Consider the following 25,800-nt stretch of genomic DNA (forward strand, 5'->3'; position numbering starts at 1 on the left):
TTTTAACGTGTTTCTTTGTGGTTTCTGATGGTAATTACTGGCGAATGATAGGCCGTAGAAAAAGGTGCAATGCTATCGGTAAGCCATACATTTCCACCTATTATACTGTCGTGCCCAATAACCGTTTCGCCGCCTAAAATGGTTGCACCCGAGTAAATAACTACCCGGTCTTCTACCGTTGGATGCCTTTTGCTCCCGGCAAGCACTTTATTAACACTTAAGGCGCCCAGGGTTACCCCCTGATATAGTTTAACATACTGGCCAATGATACTGGTTTCGCCAACTACAATTCCGGTGCCGTGGTCGATATAAAAATATTCGCCAATACTGGCTGCAGGATGGATATCGATTCCAGTTTTTGAATGTGCATGCTCGGTAAGTATGCGTGGAACCAGCGGTATATTGAAGTTATAAAGCAAATGTGCAATCCGGTAGAAGCAGATGGCATAAAAACCCGGATAGGTTCTGATTACTTCGAACCTGCTCTGTGCCGCCGGATCGCCTTCATATATGGCAGCAATATCGGTGTTGAGAACGCGGTAAAGTTCGGGCAGGTTCGCAAAAAAATCGGCTGCAACATTTTTGCATTCGCTGTTTTTGAGTTTGCAACTGGCCGATATGATGATAAAAAGCTCGAGTTCAAGACTAGATACATATTGTTTTACCTCCGAAATATCGGCAAAGGCCTGTCCGGCATTTTCCGGAAAAATTACCTTAATCAGTTTTTCTGCCCAATTCGATATGACTTCGTTGGGTGGAATATTGGGTTGCTCGAGTGGTTTTTTAAAAATATACTCAAAAAAATGGTTATCCATAATGGTGGTGTTACCCGGCCGATCTGCTCATCGACTAGATATATAGATTTAATCGCTAATCTAAGTTTTGTTTTTATAAACCAGAACTTATAAAACATTTTTATTGCAAAAATTGCCTTATTCTAACAATAAGTTCAATGCCTGCCATAAAACTATGAGGAATATAGTATTTAGAAATTAGTTTTTAGGCCATTTGGCAAGATCGGTTGTTGGAAGCTTTTTAACCAAAGGTTTTTCTGTCGTTAAAAAAACTGATATGTTTTTACTGCTGTTAGCCTTAACCTGAGTAGTAAAACCGATAATAGTGGTTCCCGGGTTTGGAGCATCATAAGCAGTAACTGGAGCGGTTGGCCATTGTTTAAATTCGATTTCACCATCAGTTTCGATAAACAAGTAACATTTTTTGCCTTCACTATTCAATTCGATGGTATGCGCATTTAACACTTTCAAGGCCGCAGGTGTAACCATCGACCAGCGTAAGGCAATATCCTGATCTCCTGCTTCTACTTCATCGCGTATAAACACTGTATTTTTATTGATGAGTGCCACACCCCTCTGCGATTTTTTGAGTTTACCGGCATAAAGCGTGCTCATATCAACTACAGCATTCATAAATTTACTGTTATTGGAGCTGCTTTGAAAATTTGCCTTTCCGCTAACCAGCTGAAAAGTACTGTCTACCGAGAGGGTATTGTGCGCCAGATTATTGTACCTGAATATTTTCCAGCGTTGGGCATCTTGCTTACTGTTCCATAAATCGATCCCTTTTGATTCTAGAGATTCATACTCTTGCATGCCCAGATCCATAGCCCATCGTACGCCCTGCGATTCCATTACAAAGGAACCCACATCCATGTGTGCATGACTTGTAGCTGGCGAGCCTCCTTTAAAGCCAACAAAAGTAGCCATAGGGTCGGTCCAAGAGCCTCGCATCAGTGCTACTGGTGTAGTACCATTTCCACTCCAAAAGGTAACTTTAGGCGGTTGAACCTGATTAAATGATATTCCATTGGCCCATAACATAGCCGATGGCAATAAGCGATTATTTAAGAGTTTATGATCGTTAATCTGCTTTTTGCTTACCCACAGTATTGAGGGATCTTTTAATTTCGAGGCAAACCAAAAAAGTGCGGGATTAAACTCTGCTACAGCCCTGCTATCCGAATAATTAAAAGGCTTACCGGATGGGCCTGTCATATTTACCATGTATGCGGCAGTTTTCAAAAAACCTGGCTGGCTGCTCAAGTCAAAATCCTGTTTAAATACACTTTCCAGTGCGCTGACCAACATCACGTTAAAAGAAGTTCCATACTCCCAATAAGCATAGCCTTCCGGATAGGCACCATCAGGTGCATATTGTTTCATCGGTAATACTACACTTTTAATAGCCCTGTTAACCAATGAAGCCGAAAGTGCCGGGTGAGATTCGAAAGTAGCTATTGCACCAAAGGTAATACCTGCATTGCATACCTGGTTCCAATTATTGGTAATGTTAAGCCAGTTGTTATACCGTTTATCCATTGAGGGCATTATACCTTTCTCCAAAATGGCTAGTGATACTGTATTGCGTGTTGCTAAAGCTAAATCATGGTAAAGCCAATCGTAACCGATAGCTAAAGCCAATGTCATTTCGCCAACATCTAGAAAATGATTTGGGTTCCAATCTTTAAAGGCAGAAACAGCCAGCATTTCCTGCTCTGCCCTTTGCAGGTATTTTTTATCGTGGGTAATCCTGTAAGCATAAGCCAGGTAGTAAATTCTTTTTAGGGCTTCTCTGGATACATCCAGTAATCGTTTGCCGATCATAACCCTTTCTAACACTGGCTGGTTTAACATTTTACCAGCTCCCGAAAGTATAGCCTGATGGATTTGCCTTAAACCTGTGTCGGCATTTACACCTGCTACAATCTGTTTTTCTTTAGCCGCCGAGATCAGCAAGCGGGGATGATCAGGAAGTTTGTATAAAGAATCGATTGCAGTAATTTGCCCAATAGCCACGCCCCTGTAAAGAAGCATGGCTATCAGACATAAAATTGTTATAAATGACCTTTTTTGAATCACCTGAATTATTTTTTCTGTTCAGAAAGGAAAGTAACCAATGAGGCAAGCTCTTCATAAGATAAAGAGTTGGCCAAACCTTCTGGCATCATGGAGTTTTCCAATTCTTTACGCGAAAGGATATCTCCGGTTTTAATGGTAAAAACTTCACCGGCAATGTTACGCAATACCACTTTGGCAGCAGTTTCTTCTTGAACGAAGCCCATGTACGTTTTATCACCTTTTGCACTGATCATTACAGAAGCAAAGCCCTGCGATATAGAAGCATTCGGTTTTAAAATCGATTCGGCAATCTGCTCGCGGTTCATGATCGAACCGATCTGCCCCATAAAAGGACCTTTCATTTTATCGGTTTTATTTAAACTATGGCAGGCAATGCATCCCTGGTTATTAAAAATTGTTCTTCCTTTAACCGGATTTCCTGGCAGTTTATTAATGGCAAGCAATACATCTTCTATGGATGATTTACCTACCTGTCCTTTTTGGTTCTTGATTTTTTCAAGGTCAATTTTAGGTTCTTCAGCGGCCGCAATTTTTTCTTCTTCAGCAAATTCGGCGATATCCATTCTGTGGCGCGAATTTAAATCAACAAAAAACTGTTTTTCTTTGGCACCCAGTTTAAGGGCTTCTTCTTTTAAAAACTTTTCTATTACCGGCGATTCTTCCCAGTTAACCGCTTTAAAGTAAGGGCCGTGTGAGTCTGGACGGGTACCCCACCACCAAGTGGCATCGTAGGCTATCTCTTTTTTGTACAAACGGGCCAATGTAATGAGTATCTGTTTTTTCAGTTTCTCATCCTTGGCTGTTTTATAATTATCAATTAATCCATTTACCGCCTTAGCATTGTGCATATAACGTAAGGCCCATAGAGCAAGGTCGGCATTTTCGGTTTGAATGGCAGCCACAGTTGCATCGGTAGCGTGCAGATCTACCAAAGCCCTAACAGCTAAATGTGGCAAAATAATATCTGCATTTGGTGTAGCATGAGGTCCTTCTGTCCCTTTTGCAGGTGCAGTAAAAGAAGCTGGAACTTTAGTAGCTAAAAGTACCTTTGCTGCTTCATCTACTTTCCCTAAGCGGTTTAATGCAATAATTGAAACAGCATGTACGCGCGGAGAAGCATCTTGAAGTCCTTGTACAAAGGGTTCAATTGGTACATTGGCCAGATAAATTTTACGGTCGGTTAATGCCTTTAAAGCAAATTCTTTCACTGTATTGTCTTTCGCCAGTTCTAACAAAGCTGCTGTACCATTAGCTTTGGCCAGTTGGGCGTAAGTATATATCCCGGCAACACGTACTTCAAGCGGCAAAGCCTGGTCGGAAGCTGTTTTTAAAGCAGCATCAATTGCCTGTTTACTGCTACGGGCAACCAATTCTTGTGAGGCTGAAAGACGGCCAACTGCGCTATTCGATTTAAGCAGTTCTGTTAATTTTTTTACAGATAGCTTTTTAACATCAGGAAAGGCTTTGTATTTCCAATCGTTCGGCACTGCACGAACAATGTAACCTTTATCCGGGCTACCTGAGTAACCTGCACCATCCCAGGCCGATAAATAAAGTCTTCCAGAACCATCTACATCTAGATCAGTAATTTGGGGAAGTTTAATAAATTCTTCGTCCTTTTGAGTAAAGGTTGGTCCATCGGCAGTAACCCTATGGATGTAGAGCATGCTTCGGCCCCAATCGGCCATCATTGGTACATGGTTATATTGTGCAGGCCAGTTTGGCTCGTCCATAAACAGCGCACCTGTACCAGATCCTCCACCAAGATCGGCTAAGGCTGGAATAATTTCATCTGTAAAATTCTGGAATAAAACCGGATAACCGTATTCTCCAGATTGGATGTGGTGTGAGAAGCGTACATTCCATCCTCCACCATCATTGGTATTTTCGCGGGTAAAAACATTCATCAATGGATCAATAGCCACATCATATACGTTACGTGTTCCATGTGTAAATATTTCCATTTCGGTTCCATCAGGACGTACCCGAACGATACCTCCACCCAACATGGTCAGTTTTTTGCCTGAACGGTCTATGGCATCATGAAAGCCAAAATCTCCTACCGAGATATAGATCCATCCATCAATTCCCATTCTAATGCCGTTGGTTGCATGGTCGGTACCGCGTTCGCGGATGTATTTTTCGTTACTAATGTGTTCGATCAATGGTTTTTCGGGACCATCGGCTTTGCCATCTCCATCCTTGTCTTCAAAAACCACGAGGTTCATGCCAGTGGCCTTACCGGTTTCTTTTGAAAAAGTTGTGTGCAGTACAAAAACCTGGTTGCCCTGAACAATAATCCCCCGAGGGTTATCTACAGCGGCAAAATCAATGTGCTGGTCCATTTTACCATCGTTATCCTTATCTATTAATTTAAGGATATGGCCTTTACCGGGATCTTTACCTAAAGAACCGATCATATCAACGCCTACGTAAACTTCGCCTGTTGGGGCAACTGCTAAACAGGCTGGGCTTGGCGTAACATCTGGACCGGCGAAATTGGTAATGGTCAATTCAGCTGGGGTAGCTGGTTTGGGCTGTGGTTCGTTAAACAGGGTTTTGAAGCCCAGAAAAATTAAGGATAAATAAATTAAGCTTAAAGAAAATTTAATCATTGTGTGCGTTGTTTGTGTTGAACGGTAAACTTACAAAAAAATACAAATTAACTTTTGCCACAATTTTGTGCTATTACATTTAAATCTTAACTACTTATATGAAATACGGCTAGAGTTTATTGTTAAGCAATTATACGCTAAAGGCTACAGATTTTATCAAATCCATTAAATAATTGTTAACCAATCTGAAATTATCAATTATAATATTGTTTTAAGCCGTATTTATTTCCACACCTAACCGAAATAGATAAAAATATGGTTAAAAAAAATTCAAAATCAACACTAACACTACAATAGAACGATAAAACAAGGTAAACAGTCAATAAAATGTCTTAATCACTGCAAAATAATAAATTAACCTATTGATTATTTGATTTTTACAAAAAAATAGCATATATTTAATCATTCAATATTCATTAAATCAGTACGTTATGAAAAATATATTTTATTTCTTCTTGACTGCCCTGATCTCTTCTATTGCTTTATTAAGTATTGATGGTGCATTTGATTCAGAATTGGTTTATAGCACTGTGATATTAATATGGTTACTGTACATTTGGTACCACATTTATGCAAACAAGAGGAACTACAGCGAGTAGTCTGTTTTAGTTGAGCTTTATACACCGCGTCATTTTATTTCGTGCTGAAAGTGAGCGCCCTTACCTTTTGAACTTACTGCCCATAACTTCTGCCAAAGGCTCTACTCGCATTTTTTCGTATTGCTTTATAACCGATAGCTAACGCCATAAGCTGCCAAAACCAAGGTTACTAATTTAACTTTATGATTATTTAACATTTAGGCACCTGTAGCATGGGTTAATCTTATTATCTTCGCAGAAAACTAAAGCTAGTGGCTTTACGTTTATATTAGTATGAAGGCCGATTGGTCTTTTTAAAAAAAAGCTTAATGAACTTGGAGTATCGACCTCGTACATGGGGTAGATAAGAGCACAAGATCATGAAATCAAAAGCAAAATTCCCATGCTTACCGGGAACAACTTTTTACTCTGAGGTTCGCAGAAGGGTAAACAACGACTTTAAAGAAAACAATCTAAGCACCAACGCGAATGGCTTAATGTGGTTCAAGGCCTGTCTTTTTCTGGCTTTATTTCTGGTGCTTTACTTTAGTATACTGCTGCTTCCCTCCCACCTAATTTTTATCTCGGTTTTAACTGTTATGTTAGGTGCAGTTTGTGCATTTATTGGTTTCAATATCTGTCACGATGCCATTCATGGTTCGTTTTCGAATTCTAAACGCGTCAATTCTTTCTTTAGTTTCCTGTTTAATCTGGTTGGGGCTAACCCATATGTTTGGAATATTACCCACAATGTTGTACACCATACGTACACCAATATACCCGGGCATGATGAGGATATTGAAGTGGCACCAGGCCTGATCCGCATCTGCACGGTTGATGAACTGAAGCCACACCACCGTTTTCAGCAATGGTATGCTTTTCCTCTGTATAGTTTGGCCTCGCTATCGTGGGTGTTCCGTAAAGATTATAAAAAGTTTTTCCAAAAAAGTGTTGGTGCCTGCCAGAACAAACATCCTAAGGTTGAATATTTTAACCTGTTTTTCTACAAATTTATTTACTATTTCATTTTTATTGGCTTACCTATATTGGTTATGCCGTTACCTTGGTGGCAGGTTGCAATTGGCTTTGTCATCCTACACATGGCTCAGGGCTTAACCATGGGACTTGTTTTCCAGTTGGCACATGTTGTTGAAGGAACCACTTTTCCCTCAACCAATGCAGAAGGCAATATGGAAGAGGCCTGGGCAGAACATCAGATGCGTACCACGGCGAATTTCGCTACTCAGTGCCCTATATCGGCCTTTTTTCTGGGTGGCTTAAACCGACAGATTGAACATCATCTTTTCCCCAAGATTTGCCATGTACATTATGGAAGAATATCGGCCATTGTTAAGCAGAGCGCACTTGAATTTGGTTTGCCTTACCATGAAAACACGACTTTCTTATCGGCACTCCGCTCGCATTACCGGATATTGAAGAAAATGGGAAGGGCTCATCAGGAAGTGGTTGGTTTACCATTAATAAGTTAAGGACATTAAGGCATAGTAGCTATCTGTCAATTAACCAGTTTAAACAGTTAACCGATTAACCACAAGTCTACTACCATTAAGGAGTTAAGGACATTAAGGCATAGCAGCTATCTGTCAATTAACCAGTTTAAACAGTTAACCGATTAAGCACAAGTCTACTACCATTAAGGAGTTAAGATGATTAAGGCTTAGCAGTTATCTGTCAATTAACCAGTTTAAACAGTTAACCGATTAACCACAAGTCTATCACCATTAAGGAGTTAAGAAGATTAAGGCTTAGCAGTTATCTGTCAATTAACCAGTTTAAACAGTTAACCGATTAACCACAAGTCTACTACCATTAAGGAGTTAAGAAGATTAAGGCTTAGTAGCTATCTGTCCATTAACCAATTTAAACAGTTAACCGATTAACCACAAGTCTACTACTATTAAGGAGTTAAGAACATTAAGGCTGGGCCGATTCTAGATCACTTAGCCATAAACTATCAACCATTGACTAATGACTAATGACTAATGAACCATTGACCAATGAACGATACCACTTCACACAAACTTAACATACAATCCATTTCTTGAACTGACAGATCTTTATATCTTTAGCACATGTACTGGTACGAAGAAGAGGTTAAACAATTGGAAAAAACGCACCGCTTAGACCGGGAGCATCCTGGTATTGTTTTTTATGGAAGCTCTTCTATACGTTTATGGAATAGCCTCGAAGATGATTTTCCACATTCGAAAGTAACCAATTTAGGTTTTGGAGGCTCAACACTTGCCGCATGCGTATGGTTTTTCGAAAGGATTATGACCGATTACCGCCCTAAATCGCTTGTGGTGTATGCAGGTGATAACGATCTGGGCGATGGACGGAACCCGGAAGAAATTTTTATCTTTTTTCAGCAATTGATGGTTAAGGCGAATTTAAGGTTCGGAGCACTGCCCTGTTATTTTATTTCACTAAAACCAAGTCTAACACGCTGGCATATGGCCGATCAGTTTAGGTATACGAATAACCTGATTGAAAGCGAGATTATAAAACAGAATGGCAACTGGAAATTTATAGATGTATTTAAAAAAATGCTCGATAAATCCGGTCAGCCCGACCCTAGTTTATATGATGGTGATGGCTTACATTTAAGTGAAGCAGGTTATCGCCTATGGGCCCAGGTTGTTAGCGAAAAATTAGGTTAATCATTACCATTAATTAATATACTGATAATATCGGAGCGTTAATTTTCGGTAAAAAGAATTGATGCAATGAACAGGGAATACCACAAATGGTTTAGCCATAATCTGCAAAGAGACATGGAACTGCTGGTTTTTGGCCACGGCGGAAGAGCGGTTCTTTTTTTCCCCACCAGGATGGCCCGATTTTATGATTATGAAAACTGGGGGATCATTGCTTCTTTAAACAGCCAGATAGAAAACGGTGAACTTCAGCTTTTTTGTGTGGACAGTATTGATGGCGAAAGTTTTTATAATGAAAGTGTTTTTCCATCCGTGAGGATTGAACGGCACCTCCAATACGAAAAGTATCTTTTAGAAGAGGTAATGCCGCTCATTTACCAAAAAAACGATGGCAATTACGTTGAAACGGCAGGCTGTAGCATGGGTGCCTACCATGCCATTAACTTAGCCATGAAATATCCCTGGTTATTTAAAAAGGCGGTGGGTATTAGCGGAAGATATGATCTTACGGATAGCATTGGCGATTTCAGGGATCTGTTAAACGGATTTCATGATGAAAAAGTGTATTTTAATATGCCTGCTCAGTACATTGCCAACCTGAACGATGATAGCTTATTATCAGCAGTAAGGAATATGGAAATTATCCTGGCTGTGGGCGAAACGGATCCTTTTTTAAGTGGCAACCAACACCTCAGTAGTCTTTTGTGGGAAAAAGGCATTCCGAACCAGTTCCACACCTGGGAAAGTAATGCTCATCGGCCACACTACTGGCGCAAAATGGCTCCCATCTACATTTAAACCACTTTGGATACTTCATCTTTCGAGCTAGTGGGCCTTTGGCATAATCGCACCGAATAGCCATGTTTCTTATATCTTCTGTTAACTTAGATTGAACACGGAAACACTAAATTTGCTTATAAAACTTAAATCTTTTAAACATGAAACAAGGCTTATTAATAGATATGGACGGGGTGATTTATAGTGGGGAGGCATTGATAACGGGTGCAGATAAATTTATAAAACAATTGATAGATGAAGGCATTCCTTTTGCCTTTATGACCAACAACAGCCAAAGAACGGCACTGGAAGTGGTGCGCAAACTTAAAGGGCTGGGCATAAAAGTAGAAGAAAGCCATGTGTATACCAGTGCAATGGCAACGGCAAAATTTCTTTCAGATCAAAGTCCCAATGGTACTGCATATGTGCTTGGCGAAGGTGGTTTGTTGAGCAGCTTGCACGATCATGGCATTACATTGGTTAATACCGACCCTGAATTTGTAGTTTTAGGTGAAGGTAGAAACTTTACCCTCGAAATGGTACAGCGCGCCGTTGATATGATATTGGCAGGGGCAAAATTCATCACCACCAACAGAGACCCATCGCCTAAAAAACCGGGTTGGAACAACTTGGGCATTGCGGCCACCACGGCCATGATTGAAGAAGCAACAGGGAGAAAAGCATTTGTTACAGGCAAACCAAGTCCAGTGATGATGCGTTCAGCACGTAAATTTCTTGGGCTTGAAACTAGTGAAACTACCGTTATTGGTGATACCATGGAAACGGATATCCAGGGCGGCGTACAGATGGGTTATAAAACTATTTTGGTGCTTTCGGGTATATCGAGCAAAGATACTTTAGGGCATTATGCGTTTAAACCTGATATGATTGCTAGCTCGGTTGATGAAATCCAGTTTCCTTTGGCTTGGTGGGAAGGGAAATAGTTGGGGCTTAGCTCGTAACCATTTATTATCATTAAGAAAATTAATAGATAAGTCATAACTAACTTAATGCCTTAATGGTTAGTAAAAAAAACACCCCACTAATTTTTCACCATTAAGAAATTAAGGACATTAAGAAATAAGTCTTAACTAACTTAATGCCTTAATGGTCTTTTTAAACGATGGCACCAATTTATCATCCTTAAGAAATAGAGCTTAACCGGCTTAATGATAATTGAAGATTTTAATACCTGTTTATTTCTATTTATCTTTTCCAGAACTGCCTGAGATTACCCCCGGATGGTTTTGGGCTGCTAGCTGTACATCTGTCGTTTTAGTCAACTGTACAGAATCGCTCCGCTCCTTCGACATCGGTTTAACGTATTGATGCGTTTTTACAGCAGGCAATTTATGATCCGGAATATTATTGTTTTGAGTCAGCAGCGCAATGGCGGGTATTACCATTAAAAGACCTACACATGTTACCAATCTCATATCTTGCTGCTTAATTGTTCGACAAAAAAATTATACCTCACCTGACTTTATCCTGCTGTTTCCGTTTACAAAGATGAATGTAAACTATTAGCTAGATAAGGAGATAGGGTTATGAAATTGTTAAAATCGGTGTTTAAAAATTAACCAAATATTAAGTGATCGATCTTTTATATATAATCCATTTAAATCAAGTATGAAATACCTCAGCCATTTACAAAACTCATATTACAGCATATAACTGCTATTCATAAATATTATTAGAATGGCAAGCTCATTTCACCGAACAAAAAAAATGGGGAAAAGCTTATTCAATCGGGTAATTTTGGGGAACAATTTCCACGACAACTCAGAGAATCCCCAATAGCAGCGCTATACTTTTTAACATCACAATTTTTCTTGTGTACTAATTAATTGCCCTGGTTAACCTTAAAACGCCATAAAAGCACTTAAAACAACTTATTAAGAATGGGTTAAAAATTATGTGGTTTAACTTTTGCCTAGTAGAACAAAATATTAAGCCACAAAAACTTAACACTTACCTAAACCAGAAGAACAATGTCGAACACAGAAAGCGGTTTTGCAAAAAATGCAGCTAATTTAAAAGATTTAATTATCCGTTTAAAGACCCTAGGTGACGATTACCAGCCCCCTCAACCAAAATTTTCGATAGATGACTTAGAACAGTTATCAAAAAGTGCAGAAGATGCTACGCGCGCTGTTAGCCAGGTTTTACCTGTTTACAGCAAAGCTGTAGATGACCAAGAACTTATTTTTAAACCCTTTAGCAGTCTAATTACCCGTAGCTATAATTATTTAAAGGCAGCAATTAATAATCCTGCCGAATTACAAACGGCAAAAACATTGGCCGATAAATTAAGGGGAATAGGCAAAAAAAACACAACGGCAGAAGAAGCCAGTTTGCGTATTAATGCTAGGGTATCTTACGATGCTAGGGTAGAAAATTTCAAACAATACCTTGATGTACTGATCACAAGCAAAGTTTACCAACCTGTCGAAACCGATATTAGCATTGCTTCTTTTCAAAACTTGCTTAGCAGCATGGAGGCTAACATTACAGCTGTAGCACTAGCCAAAACACCTGTTGATGATGCCCGGAAGAAACGCTTTACTATTTTTTACGCCGAACAAATTGGTTTGATTGATATTGTATTAGGGGTTAAAAATTATATTAAAGCATCACTAAAAGATGATCATCCGCAACGCAAGCATATTTTAGCGCTTACTTTCACCAGGATGAATGCTTAGCTGCGAAATCCAATGGCTGTTATTGCTAAATCCCTCTCCATTTAAAAACTAAATTAACAATGTACAAATTAACGCTTATTAAAGGCACTGCCATGGCTTGCCTAATTCTAATGTACCTGTTCTTGGTAGAAGGTTGTAAAAAAGAGCTATTACAACCTAATTCAAATGTTTTAAAAAAATCAATTTCTGTTGAGGAAGCTAAGCAGTATTTCGAACAAAATATTTTAAAGCTTAAGCCCGGAACCAAACTCTCCTCTACCGGAATAATTCCATTCGGTACTAATAACACCAATGAAATTGTTGATGATAAATTACCTATGTGGGATGCTTCTCAGCTTAAGGATTTAAGTATCGGTACAAATGCTATTCTAACACCTTTATATAGGCCGGGCGTATATATCCACATTTCTGAAAAAAGAATGGTGAAGTATGGCTTTTTGAACTATCTCATGATGTGTAAGGATTCGGAAAACAAAATTATTACAGAATGGGTAGAGCTCAAGCCATCAGAAAAGTGGATAGATGCCAAATTTTCGCGTAAGTATGATGGAAAGATATTGGTGAAAGATTGGGACGGCAGGATCAAAATGCTGTACAATTTTAGTGATGGAGTACCGATCAAAACAACATCATTAAAAAAGACAATGCTTGCAAGTGTTAAAGACACCAAAATGGATGCCGGAAACAGCGATATACAATGTTTTGTTACCACTACAACAACAATTAAAACCTCTCCAAAAACCTGTCCCTGCCTCGGACATACCTACGAACAAGCAGCAATTTGCAAATGCACCGTAAAACCGGAAAAGGGATATCAGCGTACAATACAGGTAACAAAAGAATATGACTGTGATTTACCCTTTGACCCGGATAAACCAACAACAGGAACAGGAAACCCTGGAGGAACGGGAGAAACCGGGTCGCCGAATACACCTGGTGGTGGTACTCCCAATCCGGGAGACTATACCCCTATCAGTTGCAATCCAGATCCCAATTATGTGGTACCAACAACCCCACCGCCACCCGGAATGGAATATATCCTACCCTGTTCGTCAATATTAGTACCAACAGATGGTACACCACTACCAGGAAATGATCCCTTGCCCACGCCGAAATCTACAGCAGATCTTTTATTGGATTGGTTTAATTCAGATCCTGATCTGGGTTTACATTTATCAGTTGCTGAAGCAACATTTCTGAATAATAATCCTTTAATCGCAAATGAACTGTTTCTTAATCTAATTTCGGAATCATCAGAAACGAAGGAATTTGGAAAATGGGCGGTTGGCTATTTGATGGAGAATAGTAATGTTAACGTTAATAGTATTTTCGAATTTAGAGAGTTTATTATTAACAATCCACTCGGTCTTATTTCTGATGCTCCTTGTGATTTAATAAAAAAGTGGATTGCAACAGCAAATTTTTCACCTGATTTAAGCATAAGGAGTAAATTGGATCAATTGAAAAATTCAAGACTAAGTCAGGTTTTAATCGGAATACAAATTGCCAGAATACAAAAAATATCTGATGCATCTAGCCCAATAATTAATATGGATTATTTCCCTGTTACAATTAATGAACTTCCTATTGTTAACAATCAACGTTTGTCTGCTGACCAATTTTTACATTATTTAAGAGTTAATTTAGATCAATTTACCAACCAATCTAAGACTTTCAAACCTTATAATAATAATGGTATAGATGATAGAGATTTATGGTATTCTAATAATCCTAAAGGCAGCATCATTGCCTTAGATATTTCGGGTCCCGAAAATGCTTCCGTAATAACATCGAAATCAGCATCCAATGGTTGGACATTTACAACTATTTACGAGCCCATGTATGGCGATCATCCTGTGAGTGGTCATCGTGATTTTGGCTATATTACCAATGCAAATGGTACCTACACATTTTTTACTAGAGGGGTCGATAGACTCACAAAAGTATCTGGTGATATAATGGAGTTTTTACCTAGATTCTTTGGCATAAATAATGGAGTACCCTTTAGCCAAGCAGATGGGTTATGGAATTCTCTTCAAGTGGGGATTAAAACATTCGTTGATTCCCATGGAGGAAGTGCGATTATAGATCAGAAAGAAATTAAAAGAACTGATTGGACTTTGGTAAAAGATGTAATGGAAGGAAGAAAACCATTAAGTGCCCTATCAAAAAAATGTCCAGATTAAAATGCTTTAAATTAGTTTTATAAAATGAAAAGAAGAATTATATCAAATATCGTTTTAGCATTTATTATTGTACCAATTATTAAATTAATTTTTGATTATATAAAAATCAAAGATGGTAGTTCATTTTTTTTGGGATCATTTATCGAATATGAGAAATTAATGGCGTTAACAACTTTTTTGATCCTACCATTAGGTTTTGCAATTTTTATATTACTACCATATAATCTGATAATTACTAGAAGGAAAAAAAGCAATCTAATTAGTAAAATTATTTTATTTGAACTGATAATTATTATCTGTATTTGTATAATTGGGACATTTCATAATATATGGATGTCGCCCTACTGGAAAAATATATATTATTTAATTGGTTCATCTATTTACAGTTGTCTTTTTGCTACGGCAATCCATTTTTTCGTTGATAAAAAAAATTAACAATCTATCTATAAGCATTAACCCACAATAAATCTGTTACACAAGCCTGCCACAAAGTTTTTAGACTCACCTTATAAAAGTGTAAAGTTTTCAAGATAAAATGTAATTTTTATTATCGTTAGCAATCACATTTAAAATTATAAAAAGGTTGCCATTTTTTATGAGGCAACCTTTTCTTCAATTAATTTTACCAAACCTATGATTTTAGATCTTCCTATACATCATTTCAATGAAGGATACCTTAAAAGAAATCCTACATCAGTTGAGGCAACAACAATGTTAATAAGGAATAATAAGACTACGGTATACCCACCCTTTAATAAAATGCCGACCGATGCAACGTATTACGAGATTCCACATTATATTAAATTTTATAGCAAACTCGTAAACCTTCATTTAGATGGTTTATTTATCAAGGAATTACCAGTTGAATTACAGGAACTGCCAAATTTGGAGAACATCTCTTTTTCGATCGGAGATGCTAGTTCCGTAACACAAATCATAGCTGTTTTAAAATCCTGTAAACACCTTAAAGCTTTACTTTTTATGACTGCAATTATACCAGATGCTCAATTAAAAAAAATAAAAGAAAGTTTGCCTAACGTTGAGGTATCTATTCATCCATAAAAATGCGAAACCACTGTTGTCTATAAAAATTGATATAAACACTTTTTTTAATTGCGGTTAAAAGCATGAAAGCAAAAGATTTTGTTGATAAAATTCAAAAATTAAAGCCAAGCGAAGAGGATTTTAAAAATACAAATATTTCGAAAAGTTTTGTCGAAAGGTCTATAAACGAATTTGAAATTATCCAAGTTGGAGAAAAAAAAAATACGATATCTTAAGTTGATGAGTTCTCAATTTCACATGATTCCCATTTTTCAACCAATAAATAAAAATCACAGATATTCTTTTCACTGAACATTATATAAACATTGCCAAATACCAAAGCAACAATATTACATTATGGATGGTACAATAAAATCTTTTTTTACTGCCTATTTTAAATATAGCAGTTTTAGTAGGGTATAGGTTAAAGGAAGAACGCCTGAAAATATGATGACTTCACCTGTTGATGAAGAAGGCTGGTATATATGGAAACCTATTAAGGGTACATTAATTGATAGCGATTATCAAAAAGTTGAACATAAGTTTGGTATAAAATTCCCCAAAAGTTTTGTTGAGTGGCATAAGCAATATTTTTTCTTGGATTGTTCATGTCAACTCATAGATCTTCCTGTTTCATCGCCAAATGAGCCTTTACAGCAAATTATTGATAACCTGGATTACTCTTTAGCAGAGGATCTTATTGAAGCTAAATTATATCCTTTTGGAGATGAGGGCAACGATGCCGGTCCTTTGGTTTTTGACGGAAGATATGAGGTAGAGAATAATGAATACCCAATTAGGGTTTATGATCATGACTATGGTGGAGATATTGAAGGGTTGAGTGAAATTATCTTTTCATCCTTTCGGAATGCTTTACACATTACATACATGAATTAGAAACCCGGAAAAATTTTGAAATCATTCCTGACTTTTTTCAAATCGACCCCTCGGGCGCAGGACAAACTGGTAAAGATTATTGGTTGGACTGGGTAGCAATGGAAAAGGAAAATGGTGAGCTTTTTGGGGATAAATAAATTCCAAGGGGACAGCGCTAACATTTTTAAATATCAATGGTATGAAAACCTTAAAAATCATTTATACTACAGTACTATCAATCTGTGTAATTCAACTATTTATTTTTCTACTTATACCTGATAGCCGTTTTTACTCAATAAAAGAAGCTTCATCTACGCCAATAAGAAACAATAAATTGCTTTCCATAAGTTCCACATATCGTGCTGGAAGGAATCAAGTCATAATGCTTAGAACATTAAATACCTTCATTACTATAGGTTACTTTTTATCACTGGCCGGAGCATGTGTATCCATCATTATGCACAAACAGCATCAAAAGAAAAAGTATATAACAGGAATTGTTTTCTTTGCAACCTCACTAATATTTTGCCTAATTGGTGTAATAATAAGGTATAACCTTGTCTATTAAATTATTTACTTCAATGGTATATATAAATCGCAAGCGATCTATTGAATAGCGCTCGCGATTTATTGAATAGCGCTCGCGATTTATATTATTGCACCCGCGATTTATATTATTGCACCCGCGATTTATATTGATGCACCCGCGATCTATAGAATAGCACCCGCGATTTATATTATTGCACCCGCGATTTATATTGATGCACCCGCGATCTATAGAATAGCACCCGCGATTTATATTATTGCACCTGCGATTTATATTGATACACCCGCGATCTATATAATAGTACCCGCGATTCACAAAACCAACCCAACAAAAAAGATTACTCTACATTAAAATTCACTTTTAACCTGTTGCCCGGCATAGCTTCAAAAGTTGCGCCTTTATCTTTACTAACTGCTGTTACATCTGCCGATTGGACTGCTGCTTTACCCATGGCAAAACCATAGCAACCTGTAGTAGCGCCCGATTTAATGACCATAATATACTCATGCTGCTTTTGTACGGCAATTGCAGTTTTAATATTGATCTGTTTCGCCGACCAGCCTATAAGTTTTTCGGATACCACCACATTACCTAAAGCTGCTCCACTGATTTTCCCTGCTACAGCCGGATAAAACGCTACAATTAAATCCTGATCTGGATAACCACTTTTAAGTGTGGTGATATCAACCGATTTTAACAGACCTGATTTTGCAGACCTGAAAGATTGGCTTCTGCTTAAACCCGCATTAATATCGCAACTGGCCAGATAATCTTCCTTTAATCCCGCTGGCTCCGCGTTACCTTTTTTGAGCGCAAAGGTTTTTAAACATTCCAAGGGATTAATAGAACCATCGGCCGCAAAGGTTAAGGGAGCCCAATAGAAATTGGCCAATGCTTCGTTCTTTGCTGCATTATTCCATAAATCGCTGCCGTACAAGTAAACAGTTTCGGCATTAATTTTCATGGTCGATACAAAAGAAGGTTGCCCACCGCAAGAGTTATCACTTATTTTCCGGCCTTCGCTCCATGGTCCGAATACACTTTTTGCCGTACGGTAAGACGTTCCCGTTCCGGAGCAATAGCCACAGTTAGGATCAGAATAGGTTAAATAATAAATGCCATTTCGTTTAAACAGAGCGGGCGCTTCTGTTTGTCCGGTGGTGATAGATTTTACCACTCTACCCGTTCCAGTGAGATAATCGTCGGTTAATTGTTCGATCACGATGGTTCCCTTAGTTCTCCAATCAGTAAAGGCCAGATAGCCCCTGCCATCATCATCGATAAAAAGATCATGGTCTCCATTGTTCAAACCTGCGGCAGGCATATCGCTATTGACCGAAATTTTAGGCTCAGGTTTTTCAATGAAGGGCCCTATGGGCGATTTGCTTGTAAATACCCGGTAACCGCTAACGTTATCGTAAACGTTTATCCACAGCACATACAGGTTGGCTTTTTTGTTAAAAATTACGTGGGGGCGGAAACAACCATATGTTTTGCCGTCGCAACGCGATTGCCACAAGGGTGTTTTGGCATCGAATAAATAACCTTCATCTTTCCAGTTCTGCATATCTTTAGAAGAGTAGGTTTTGAAGCCACAAAAGGGTGCCGTTTTATTATTCCACTCAAAACCACAATCGTAGCTGGTGCCATATAAATAATAAGTTCCACCAAAGTAAGCAATCTCCCCATCGTGGGCGTCAACGGCCTTCCCCATTTGGTCGAAACGGGTAATCTGTTTGCCATCCGGCGTAAAATTTTTGATCTGCTGCGCAAACAAAACCGACCCCAAGCACAATGTCATCAATGTAATGGCTAAAAATCTCTTCATCATACTACCCGAAAATTTCACTAAAACGTTAAACCAAATGTAAATTAATCATAAAAATTAATTTTGCAGTATTTGATATAAAGTTTGTGCTTTTTGCGCACCGCTACTTTTTACTGGATAAACAGTTAGCCCTAAAATGGAGATTGCGTAGCAACATCCATCGCTACGCAACCATTAACTAACCAAATAAATGTACTGCACGGGCCAATAACAGATAACCATTCTGATGTTTGCACCGTACTATGGCAAGGATCTGGACATTCTAACAAACCAGATAGCCCTTACCGCGTGGTTTACATTTATGTTTTTAATTGAAAAGCCAGGTAATACTATCCTTCAGGCTCTTGCCCGCTTTAACAGCACTGGTTTCAATTGTATTTTTGCCCTTTTTCAAGCTTATATTCTCGAATTTATACAACACATTGCCATCAACCAGTTTAGGCTCGGCCGTAATTTTCTTTCCGTTTAAGTAAAGTTTCGGCACGCCCACGTTCGAGTAAACCACTACTTCGGTAACCTGGTGCTTACGTAATGTGGCACGCCTTTCAGTTAAGTATAATACCGGTTCTTTGCTCCAGTTGGCCTTATACCAATAAAAAGCATCCTTCTTTAGTTTACGGTCAAAAGTAACCAGGCCTTTCATATTTCTGGCAGGCATGCTGCCACGGTTCCACATCGGTGTAGCAAAATCGAACATGTTCCACACATAAGAAGCCAGGATGTAGGGATGTTTGGCTAAAATAGGCCACTGTATTTCATGTGTTTTGGTTTCGTAGGTTTCAGGATATAAGGGCAGTGTATAATTGTAGGTATCTTTTAAATCGGCCTGCTCCTGTTGCTGCAGCACATTTCCGTCGGCACCGTATTCCGATAAAATAACCTTATTGTCCGGGTATTTAGCCTCTAAATCTGTCGCCCATTTCTCTAAAGCGCCAATTTTACCTTCGTACCAGCCATAATAACGGTTCATGCCCTGCACATCGGCATTCAGGTTGGTAGGCCTGTCCATTTCGCCGTAACCACTCACTGTTATGGTGTAGCGGTATGGATCGAGCTGTTTGGCCATATCGTTTAAATCGCGGCTTAGCACGGCTGGGAAATCCGCAGGCGTTTTACCGTACACTTCGTTATGCAGGCCCCACATATAAATGGAAGGATGGTTGTAGTTCTGTTTAATCAGTTCCATAAGCTGCTGTTTCGAATTTTCGCCCTCTTCTCCGGTATACACATTTACAAAAGGAATTTCGGCCGAAATGACAAAGCCCATGGTATCGCACTGTGCATACAGGTATTCGGCCTGCTGGTAGTGCGCCAAACGGATGGTTGTTGCCCCCATTTCTTTAATAATATCCAGATCTTCTTTATGCTGTGCATTGCTGAGCGCATTGCCGTACTCCCATCGGTCCTGATGCCTCGAAACCCCGTACATGTTATAGCGTTTTCCATTAAGCATCATGCCTTTTCCGGCCACCAGCTCGAACTTACGGATGCCCAAAGGCTGCACAACCTCGTCTATAACCTGGTTATCTTGAATGAGCTGCGTAACCACTTTGTAGAGGTACGGATTGTTAAATCCATCCCAAAGCGTTGGGCTTTGAACGGTAAGTTGCTGTACATAATCCTGTCTGCCCTGCGTATTTACCACGTAGTTATCTGTGGTGCTGGCAACATCTTTACCGGTTTTATCGTAAATAGCTGTTTTGATAGATACATCGCTAGCTGCCGCCAGTTTATTTTCTACCTTCACCTCCACGGCAATATCGGCCGATTTTTCTGAAACATTTTTCTGTGAAATGTAAATACCAGGCGAAGCATAATCGGTAGTGCTGATGTTCAGTTTATGGGTTGCAATAAGTGTTACCGGGCGGTAAATACCACCATAAATACCAAACAGGAAGTGGTTAACCGGAATAACATCTTTTTTGGCTGTATTGTTGGCCTTAACCATAATGGTATTGCTTTTGCCCAGTGTTATGGCATAGCTGATATCTAAACAAAAGGCACTGTAAGAGCCTTTGTGCTTACCCACCAGTTTATTGTTTACGTAAACCTCCGCCAGTTGCCCAACCCCTTCAAACTTTAAAAAAAGGCGTTTATCTTTATATTCGTTTCCAAAAACAAAGTCTTTTTTATAAATCCCTTCGCCTTCGTAAAAATTCTTGGTGGTTTGCATATCTACAGCATTCCAGGTATGTGGAAGGGTAACACGCTCCCATTTTGTTGAAGCACTATCTTTTGTTTTTTTAAAAGACCAACCTGCATTAAATGGCAGGGTTATTCTACCTGCTTGCTGAGCTGATGCAAAACTAGCTAAAAAAGCAAACAGGGTAATTAAAACTGTTTTTTTCAATCTTGTCGTATCTATCTTCATTCTTCTTGGTAAAATTGAGGTTTCTTCACCCTCAAGTTGTTTCAGTAATTTATTTGTGTGCTGTTTTCCTTCCACCTGCTCAGGATTACAATCTTAATGCGCCTGCTCGACTTTACTTAATATTTTTTTTTCCTATCGTCCTCGTTTGTAACGAGGATGAACGAGCTTGGCGATTGTATTGCCACTAAACACTTAATACTACACTACATTTTCGCATCCATTAATTTGGTCGATTTTGTTTGAGGCGGAACCAGTTTCATCTTGATTACAAATGCCCTATTGGGCTGAAAATCTTTTGGAAGCAGCACATCGTAATAAGTGTTTTTATCTAAATCCAATCCAATATCCGAGCGTTTTACCGTTAAATTTTTGGCATTGCTTAAAAGTGCAGCTGTACCCGGAACCTGTGTGGCATTTTTAGGCACGGCAATGCGTACAATCCCGTTAACAGGCTTATTAAAAACCGTTAAATACAGATGATCATCTTTTTGTGTAAAATAGCCCAACTTAGAAGGTGTTAAAGCGGCATGGCGCACACCATAAACAGCCTCGGCGTTTAATTTCATCCATTCGCCAATTTCTTTGGCCAGTTTATCTTCTTCGGGATGCATGTTTCCGTTACCATCAGGACCAAAATTCAATACGAAATTACCGTTCATGGATACTGAGTGCATCAACATATCCAATAAATCATCAGTGGTTTTGGTATAAATGCCCGACCAATCTTTCATGTAGCCCCATCCATTTGGTGGGATTGTCATTACCGCATCCCAATCGTTGCCGTTTAACCATTCGAATTCAGTAGGCAGTTTACGTTCCCAGCCTTGTTCGTAATCGCCCAAAATATTGCCGTTTGAATCGAAATGCCTAGCCCCATGTTCATCATTACGGAAACGCGAACCGATAATTAATCCAGGGTGTTTCTCGCGCAGTTCTTTCTCCAGGTTGTAGGTAAATTCATAAGCGCTTTTCCACGAAGCATCCCAGGTACCATCGAACCAAAAACCTTTAATTTTAGGATAATTGGTTAGCAGCTCCATAAGCTGATTCCGGGTGTATTGCAGAAACTTGCCGAATTTCTCTTTTTCCTCGTCTGTTTTAGGTGCTTTACCCATGTAATTTGGATTGTTCCACTCCAAAACCGAGAAATACAGGTACACATCAATGCCTTCGGCCGTATAGGCATCAACAATCTGTTTAACAATATCCTGCTTGTAAGGCGATGCAGCTATGTTATAATCCGAATACTTTGTTGGCCACAGCGCAAAACCATCATGGTGCTTGGTGGTAAAAATTACATATTTGGCGCCCATGTTTTTAGCCTGTTTAGCCCAACGCCTGGCATCGAAATTAGTTGGATTAAACCGTTTATAAAGGTTATCGTAAGTAGTGGTCCAATCTTTAGGCGCCGTTGGCCCGCCCCAAGAGCGTATCCACTCTGATGCTGCAGCCCCGCCCCGCGCACTTACACCGTTCCACTCGTTACCGGCAATAGAATAAATGCCCCAATGTATAAACTGGCCTAAACCATAGCTACGGAATGCCTGCATATCGGCATCGGTGCGGTGCGGCGGTGTTAATGTGCCATATTTAACTTCTACTTCTTTTGTAGGCTTGCTTTTGGGTCCGGTCCACTGTGCGCTGGCCTGGCTTACAGCAGCTGTTGCAAGCATGGCCATCCATGCACACTTTACTATCTTTCTCATGTGTTAATTTTATGCGTCTTCTTGTTAATCCTTATAATTTAATGGTTTTTTCCTTTTTACGGGTATCTCAGGGTTTTGCAAGGGCTTTAAAGGATTGTAATAGTACAATCCAGCTTTGCTGTACAGTTCCAAATGCTGTGTTAAAATCGTATTGAAAGCCTTAAAATCCTTTGTTTTTTGTGGTGTCCATGCGGCTTCGGCCAATGCCGCAATGCGCGGAAAAAGCAGGTAATCCAAGCGCTGGTTACCATCTACCGTTTCTGTCCATATGTTGGCCTGTATGCCCAGTATCAATGGTTTCTCCTGCTCGTTTTGAGCAAAAGCCAAAGCATCAAACTGGTATACCTGCTCAATCGGGTTATAAAGTTTGTTCCATTTCCTGCCGTATTGATGTGTACTATCCTGAACAAAATCGAAATACAGCGGCAAGCGTGGACATAAAACAGTTTGATAGCCTTTGGTTAATGCCGTACGCAACTGCGCTGGCTTTTCCTGTCGCCACCAGTACATAATCGTTTTTTCTTTGGGCAGGTCTGCATCAGCCATTTCATCCCAAAAAATAGCTCTTGCATTGAGTTGGTAAAGCGAATCGGCCATCCGTTTCATAAAGTAATGTTCAACTGCAGCGTTATCTTTCAGTTTTTCGCGCTCACGAAGCTTCAAAATATCAGGGTTGCTGCTCCACTTTTCGTTGCCATAACTCACTTCATCGCCACCTAAATGTATTAGGCCCGCCGGAAAAAGCACACTGGTTTCTTTTAATATATTGCTGAGGTAAGCATATGTTTTTTCTAATCCTGGATTAAAGGTAAATTCAGGGTGCCCTGCCGATCCACCGCCAGAATATTCGGGATAAGCCTTATTGGCCGCCGTAGCATGTCCGGGCATATCAATCTCCGGTATTACCTTAATGAAGCGTTCGGCCGCGTAGTCAACAATTTCTCGCACATCGGCCTGGGTATAAAACTGAGCGGGCAAACCGGCATTTAAATAATCGCCAATACCACCTATGAGTGATAAATCAGGATATTGCTTAATCTCCAGGCGCCATGCAGGCTCATCGGTTAAATGCCAATGAAAGGTATTGAGCTTATAAAAAGCCATCCAGTTTAAAATAGATTTGACCTTTTCTTTTCCGAAAAAATGTCGCGACTCGTCGAGCATCAGTCCACGCCAGCCATAAGCGGGTGCATCACTGATTTCGGCAACGGGGATCTGGTTGTTCTTACTGGTTAAGGCAAGCTGGAGGATTGAAATTAAACCATAAAAGATCCCATTGGGATGATTGCCCGAAACGATAATCTGCCCTGGTTTAATGCTGATCTGATAAGCACTGGAATCGGTTTTTTTCTTGTCCGGTTTAAGCATCAGCAAAATTGTTGCCTGTGCGTTTTTTTGTTGTAGGGTAATTCCTTTCTGGCTTAAAAGTTCGTTTTGAAAGTAATAGGCAAGTGCTTTTAACTGGCTGTTATTGTAACCAATGGTTTGTTGATTGTTCAATGTAAAATAGCCATTTCCCTTAACAAATTTACGGGGTACAGGAATAATACCGCTTTGCGCTTGTGCAAAGGCATTCAAATAAATAAATAATATAAGTAAGCTATATAGTAACCTCATTAATTGGTTGTTATTTTTAAAACATAAACAGGAAGCTGCGTTCCTTTATTAAAGCCCAAGGGCAGTTTCAACTTCAGATACGCATCGGTTATCGTCCATTGTAATTTACTTTTATTACCCAATAGTGTTATATTTTTAACCGATACCAGGTTATTGTTTAGCTGCCTGAGCAGAACATCGGGCTTTTGCCAGCTCCGCAAAAAAACATATATGGTTTTATCTTTTGCGGTGTAATACACATCAGGCGCAGTCGTTTTTGGCGTACCATCAAAAACAGCATCCTTAATGGCATTTTTACTTTCTTCTATCGTTGCACTCCTAACTTCGGCTGTATTTTCTTTTACGGCTAACCATGGGCGACTACCGTAAATGGCTTCGTGGTTAACATCCATCCATTTGCCAACTTCTTTTAAACGCTCAGTTGCCCAGCTGGGGAATGCTCCATCTCCCTGCGGACCAACATTGAGCAACAAATTGCCCCCGTTGGCTGCTACTTCTACCAAATGGCGAACCAGTACTTCGGGCGATTTCCAAACGCTATCGTGCCTGTTATAGCCCCAGTTCTGGCCAATGGTTAGGCACGATTCCCAAGCCTTTTTTGAAGCTGGGGTTAAGGATTGCTCTGAAATAGAAAAGTCGCCAAATCCATTTCCAATCCTATTGTTAACCAGACAGTTTGGCTGTAATTTATGAACCAATGCTTTAAGTTGTACGCTCTCTTTTTTACTGATCAGCTCTGGTGTATCGAACCACAGCACACCAATTGGCCCGTAGTTACTTAATAGCTCGGTAATTTGAGGTTTTACCTTTCTTTCGAAATAACGGTTAAAAACCTTTGCGTCTTCGTTCGGGAAATCCCAGGTATTGCTTCTTCCCGCTTTTACCGGCCAGTTTGTTGGCACATCGGGATCTTGCCAATCCCTGCCCAAAGAATAATAAAGGCAAAGGGTAAGTTTGTATTTTTTGCAGGCTTTGGCCAATTCGGCAATGGGATCGCGCTTAAATGGGCTTTTCTTTACCACATTATAATCGCAACTGGCCGAATTGTACATGGCAAAACCATCGTGATGCTTGGCCGTAAACACAATGTATTTCATACCGGTTTCTTTGGCCTGTTTAACCCAGGCGTCGGCATCGAATTTTGTCGGGTTAAATTGTTCGGCTATGGTGCTATACTCCTGCACAGGGATGCGCTCGTATAACATAAAATGCTCTCCTCCCTTTACGGCGTGCCCTTTCCAATCGCCTGCAGTTTGGGCATATAGGCCCCAATGCAGAAATAAACCGAATTTATAGGCCTTAAAGTCTTCCAATGCATTTTTTTGTACTGTTTGCCCAAACAACAGCTGGGCAAACAGTGCAAATAACAGACTCAAAAAAAGTGTTTTTCTCATTTGGT

General features: G+C 39.4%; 20 protein-coding genes. 11 read left to right on the forward strand and 9 right to left on the reverse strand.

Translation table 11 applies throughout. The features are described from left to right. Nucleotides 1–2 precede the first annotated feature (2 nt). The 3 genes from epsC to ACS5PU_RS06665 all read right to left on the reverse strand — a co-directional run bounded on the left by epsC (nucleotide 3) and on the right by ACS5PU_RS06665 (nucleotide 5,491). Nucleotides 3–815: a serine O-acetyltransferase EpsC gene (gene epsC, locus ACS5PU_RS06655; RefSeq protein WP_439458496.1), complete on the reverse strand. Its 813-nt coding sequence runs from the start codon at nucleotides 813–815 to the stop codon at nucleotides 3–5. A 177-nt stretch (nucleotides 816–992) separates the two neighbouring features. After that, nucleotides 993–2,831, reverse strand: a complete 1,839-nt coding sequence (locus ACS5PU_RS06660; RefSeq protein WP_439458497.1) for a heparinase II/III domain-containing protein — start codon at nucleotides 2,829–2,831, stop codon at nucleotides 993–995. 50 nt (nucleotides 2,832–2,881) lie between these two features. Continuing rightward, entirely contained in the window at nucleotides 2,882–5,491 is a 2,610-nt protein-coding gene (locus tag ACS5PU_RS06665) for a DUF7133 domain-containing protein (RefSeq protein ID WP_439458498.1), read from the reverse strand. A 431-nt stretch (nucleotides 5,492–5,922) separates the two neighbouring features. Between ACS5PU_RS06665 and ACS5PU_RS06670 the strand changes: the two genes are divergently transcribed. The 5 genes from ACS5PU_RS06670 to ACS5PU_RS06690 all read left to right on the forward strand — a co-directional run bounded on the left by ACS5PU_RS06670 (nucleotide 5,923) and on the right by ACS5PU_RS06690 (nucleotide 10,468). Further along, a complete protein-coding gene (locus ACS5PU_RS06670) occupies nucleotides 5,923–6,090 on the forward strand; it encodes a hypothetical protein (RefSeq protein ID WP_439458499.1) in 168 nt (55 codons plus the stop codon). Nucleotides 6,091–6,449: 359 nt separating this feature from the next. Further along, a complete protein-coding gene (locus tag ACS5PU_RS06675; RefSeq protein WP_439458500.1) occupies nucleotides 6,450–7,559 on the forward strand; it encodes a fatty acid desaturase family protein in 1,110 nt (369 codons plus the stop codon). 603 nt (nucleotides 7,560–8,162) lie between these two features. Next, nucleotides 8,163–8,750 carry an SGNH/GDSL hydrolase family protein gene (locus ACS5PU_RS06680; protein ID WP_439458501.1) on the forward strand — a complete coding sequence of 196 codons (588 nt, stop codon included), beginning with the start codon at nucleotides 8,163–8,165 and terminating at the stop codon, nucleotides 8,748–8,750. A 66-nt stretch (nucleotides 8,751–8,816) separates the two neighbouring features. After that, on the forward strand, nucleotides 8,817–9,545 hold the full coding sequence (locus ACS5PU_RS06685) for an esterase family protein (protein WP_439458502.1): 729 nt from the start codon (nucleotides 8,817–8,819) through the stop codon (nucleotides 9,543–9,545). 140 nt (nucleotides 9,546–9,685) lie between these two features. Next, complete coding sequence (locus ACS5PU_RS06690) at nucleotides 9,686–10,468, forward strand: HAD-IIA family hydrolase (protein ID WP_439458503.1); 783 nt, start codon at nucleotides 9,686–9,688, stop codon at nucleotides 10,466–10,468. A 258-nt stretch (nucleotides 10,469–10,726) separates the two neighbouring features. Here the strand turns inward: ACS5PU_RS06690 and ACS5PU_RS06695 are convergent, their stop codons facing one another. Further along, nucleotides 10,727–10,960, reverse strand: a complete 234-nt coding sequence (locus tag ACS5PU_RS06695; protein WP_439458504.1) for a hypothetical protein — start codon at nucleotides 10,958–10,960, stop codon at nucleotides 10,727–10,729. Nucleotides 10,961–11,515: 555 nt separating this feature from the next. Here ACS5PU_RS06695 and ACS5PU_RS06700 point away from each other — a divergent pair. The 6 genes from ACS5PU_RS06700 (at nucleotide 11,516) to ACS5PU_RS06725 (ending at nucleotide 16,353) form a co-directional block, all read left to right on the forward strand. Further along, the gene (locus ACS5PU_RS06700) at nucleotides 11,516–12,226 is read left to right on the forward strand and encodes a hypothetical protein (RefSeq protein WP_439458505.1); all 711 of its coding nucleotides are present in this window, start codon (nucleotides 11,516–11,518) and stop codon (nucleotides 12,224–12,226) included. Between the two features lie 59 nt (nucleotides 12,227–12,285). After that, nucleotides 12,286–14,412 carry a hypothetical protein gene (locus ACS5PU_RS06705; RefSeq protein ID WP_439458506.1) on the forward strand — a complete coding sequence of 709 codons (2,127 nt, stop codon included), beginning with the start codon at nucleotides 12,286–12,288 and terminating at the stop codon, nucleotides 14,410–14,412. 24 nt (nucleotides 14,413–14,436) lie between these two features. Next, nucleotides 14,437–14,847, forward strand: a complete 411-nt coding sequence (locus ACS5PU_RS06710; RefSeq protein ID WP_439458507.1) for a hypothetical protein — start codon at nucleotides 14,437–14,439, stop codon at nucleotides 14,845–14,847. A 198-nt stretch (nucleotides 14,848–15,045) separates the two neighbouring features. Beyond that, nucleotides 15,046–15,474, forward strand: a complete 429-nt coding sequence (locus tag ACS5PU_RS06715; RefSeq protein WP_439458508.1) for a hypothetical protein — start codon at nucleotides 15,046–15,048, stop codon at nucleotides 15,472–15,474. A 65-nt stretch (nucleotides 15,475–15,539) separates the two neighbouring features. Further along, nucleotides 15,540–15,692: a hypothetical protein gene (locus ACS5PU_RS06720; RefSeq protein ID WP_439458509.1), complete on the forward strand. Its 153-nt coding sequence runs from the start codon at nucleotides 15,540–15,542 to the stop codon at nucleotides 15,690–15,692. 211 nt (nucleotides 15,693–15,903) lie between these two features. Beyond that, a complete protein-coding gene (locus tag ACS5PU_RS06725) occupies nucleotides 15,904–16,353 on the forward strand; it encodes a hypothetical protein (RefSeq protein WP_439458510.1) in 450 nt (149 codons plus the stop codon). Nucleotides 16,354–17,216: 863 nt separating this feature from the next. Here the strand turns inward: ACS5PU_RS06725 and ACS5PU_RS06730 are convergent. The 5 genes from ACS5PU_RS06730 to ACS5PU_RS06750 all read right to left on the reverse strand — a co-directional run bounded on the left by ACS5PU_RS06730 (nucleotide 17,217) and on the right by ACS5PU_RS06750 (nucleotide 25,795). After that, the gene (locus tag ACS5PU_RS06730; protein ID WP_439458511.1) at nucleotides 17,217–18,710 is read right to left on the reverse strand and encodes a family 43 glycosylhydrolase; all 1,494 of its coding nucleotides are present in this window, start codon (nucleotides 18,708–18,710) and stop codon (nucleotides 17,217–17,219) included. Between the two features lie 304 nt (nucleotides 18,711–19,014). Continuing rightward, nucleotides 19,015–21,078, reverse strand: coding sequence for a glycoside hydrolase family 2 protein (locus ACS5PU_RS06735; RefSeq protein WP_439458512.1), 2,064 nt, complete (start codon nucleotides 21,076–21,078; stop codon nucleotides 19,015–19,017). Nucleotides 21,079–21,281: 203 nt separating this feature from the next. Next, nucleotides 21,282–22,784, reverse strand: a complete 1,503-nt coding sequence (locus ACS5PU_RS06740) for an alpha-L-fucosidase (protein WP_439458513.1) — start codon at nucleotides 22,782–22,784, stop codon at nucleotides 21,282–21,284. Between the two features lie 24 nt (nucleotides 22,785–22,808). Then, on the reverse strand, nucleotides 22,809–24,401 hold the full coding sequence (locus ACS5PU_RS06745) for a beta-N-acetylhexosaminidase (protein ID WP_439458514.1): 1,593 nt from the start codon (nucleotides 24,399–24,401) through the stop codon (nucleotides 22,809–22,811). Further along, a complete protein-coding gene (locus tag ACS5PU_RS06750; RefSeq protein WP_439458515.1) occupies nucleotides 24,401–25,795 on the reverse strand; it encodes an alpha-L-fucosidase in 1,395 nt (464 codons plus the stop codon). Before ACS5PU_RS06750 ends, ACS5PU_RS06745 begins: the two co-directional genes overlap by 1 nt. Between the last annotated feature and the right edge of the window lie 5 nt (nucleotides 25,796–25,800).

This window comes from Pedobacter sp. GSP4, from assembly GCF_051857575.1.
Lineage (GTDB): Bacteria > Bacteroidota > Bacteroidia > Sphingobacteriales > Sphingobacteriaceae > Pedobacter.

What these genes read in the sequence shown, in the direction of transcription:
- ACS5PU_RS06740 (WP_439458513.1), bottom strand. Translation starts at nt 22,784, where the DNA reads ATGAGAAAGATAGTAAAGTGTGCATGGATGGCCATGCTTGCAACAGCT.
- ACS5PU_RS06745 (WP_439458514.1), bottom strand. Translation starts at nt 24,401, where the DNA reads ATGAGGTTACTATATAGCTTACTTATATTATTTATTTATTTGAATGCC.
- ACS5PU_RS06725 (WP_439458510.1), top strand. Translation starts at nt 15,904, where the DNA reads ATGATGACTTCACCTGTTGATGAAGAAGGCTGGTATATATGGAAACCT.
- ACS5PU_RS06675 (WP_439458500.1), top strand. Translation starts at nt 6,450, where the DNA reads ATGAAATCAAAAGCAAAATTCCCATGCTTACCGGGAACAACTTTTTAC.
- ACS5PU_RS06720 (WP_439458509.1), top strand. Translation starts at nt 15,540, where the DNA reads ATGAAAGCAAAAGATTTTGTTGATAAAATTCAAAAATTAAAGCCAAGC.
- ACS5PU_RS06690 (WP_439458503.1), top strand. Translation starts at nt 9,686, where the DNA reads ATGAAACAAGGCTTATTAATAGATATGGACGGGGTGATTTATAGTGGG.
- epsC (WP_439458496.1), bottom strand. Translation starts at nt 815, where the DNA reads ATGGATAACCATTTTTTTGAGTATATTTTTAAAAAACCACTCGAGCAA.
- ACS5PU_RS06700 (WP_439458505.1), top strand. Translation starts at nt 11,516, where the DNA reads ATGTCGAACACAGAAAGCGGTTTTGCAAAAAATGCAGCTAATTTAAAA.
- ACS5PU_RS06730 (WP_439458511.1), bottom strand. Translation starts at nt 18,710, where the DNA reads ATGATGAAGAGATTTTTAGCCATTACATTGATGACATTGTGCTTGGGG.
- ACS5PU_RS06665 (WP_439458498.1), bottom strand. Translation starts at nt 5,491, where the DNA reads ATGATTAAATTTTCTTTAAGCTTAATTTATTTATCCTTAATTTTTCTG.
- ACS5PU_RS06685 (WP_439458502.1), top strand. Translation starts at nt 8,817, where the DNA reads ATGAACAGGGAATACCACAAATGGTTTAGCCATAATCTGCAAAGAGAC.
- ACS5PU_RS06750 (WP_439458515.1), bottom strand. Translation starts at nt 25,795, where the DNA reads ATGAGAAAAACACTTTTTTTGAGTCTGTTATTTGCACTGTTTGCCCAG.
- ACS5PU_RS06695 (WP_439458504.1), bottom strand. Translation starts at nt 10,960, where the DNA reads ATGAGATTGGTAACATGTGTAGGTCTTTTAATGGTAATACCCGCCATT.
- ACS5PU_RS06735 (WP_439458512.1), bottom strand. Translation starts at nt 21,078, where the DNA reads ATGAAGATAGATACGACAAGATTGAAAAAAACAGTTTTAATTACCCTG.
- ACS5PU_RS06660 (WP_439458497.1), bottom strand. Translation starts at nt 2,831, where the DNA reads ATGCTTCTTTACAGGGGCGTGGCTATTGGGCAAATTACTGCAATCGAT.
- ACS5PU_RS06670 (WP_439458499.1), top strand. Translation starts at nt 5,923, where the DNA reads ATGAAAAATATATTTTATTTCTTCTTGACTGCCCTGATCTCTTCTATT.
- ACS5PU_RS06710 (WP_439458507.1), top strand. Translation starts at nt 14,437, where the DNA reads ATGAAAAGAAGAATTATATCAAATATCGTTTTAGCATTTATTATTGTA.
- ACS5PU_RS06715 (WP_439458508.1), top strand. Translation starts at nt 15,046, where the DNA reads ATGATTTTAGATCTTCCTATACATCATTTCAATGAAGGATACCTTAAA.
- ACS5PU_RS06705 (WP_439458506.1), top strand. Translation starts at nt 12,286, where the DNA reads ATGTACAAATTAACGCTTATTAAAGGCACTGCCATGGCTTGCCTAATT.
- ACS5PU_RS06680 (WP_439458501.1), top strand. Translation starts at nt 8,163, where the DNA reads ATGTACTGGTACGAAGAAGAGGTTAAACAATTGGAAAAAACGCACCGC.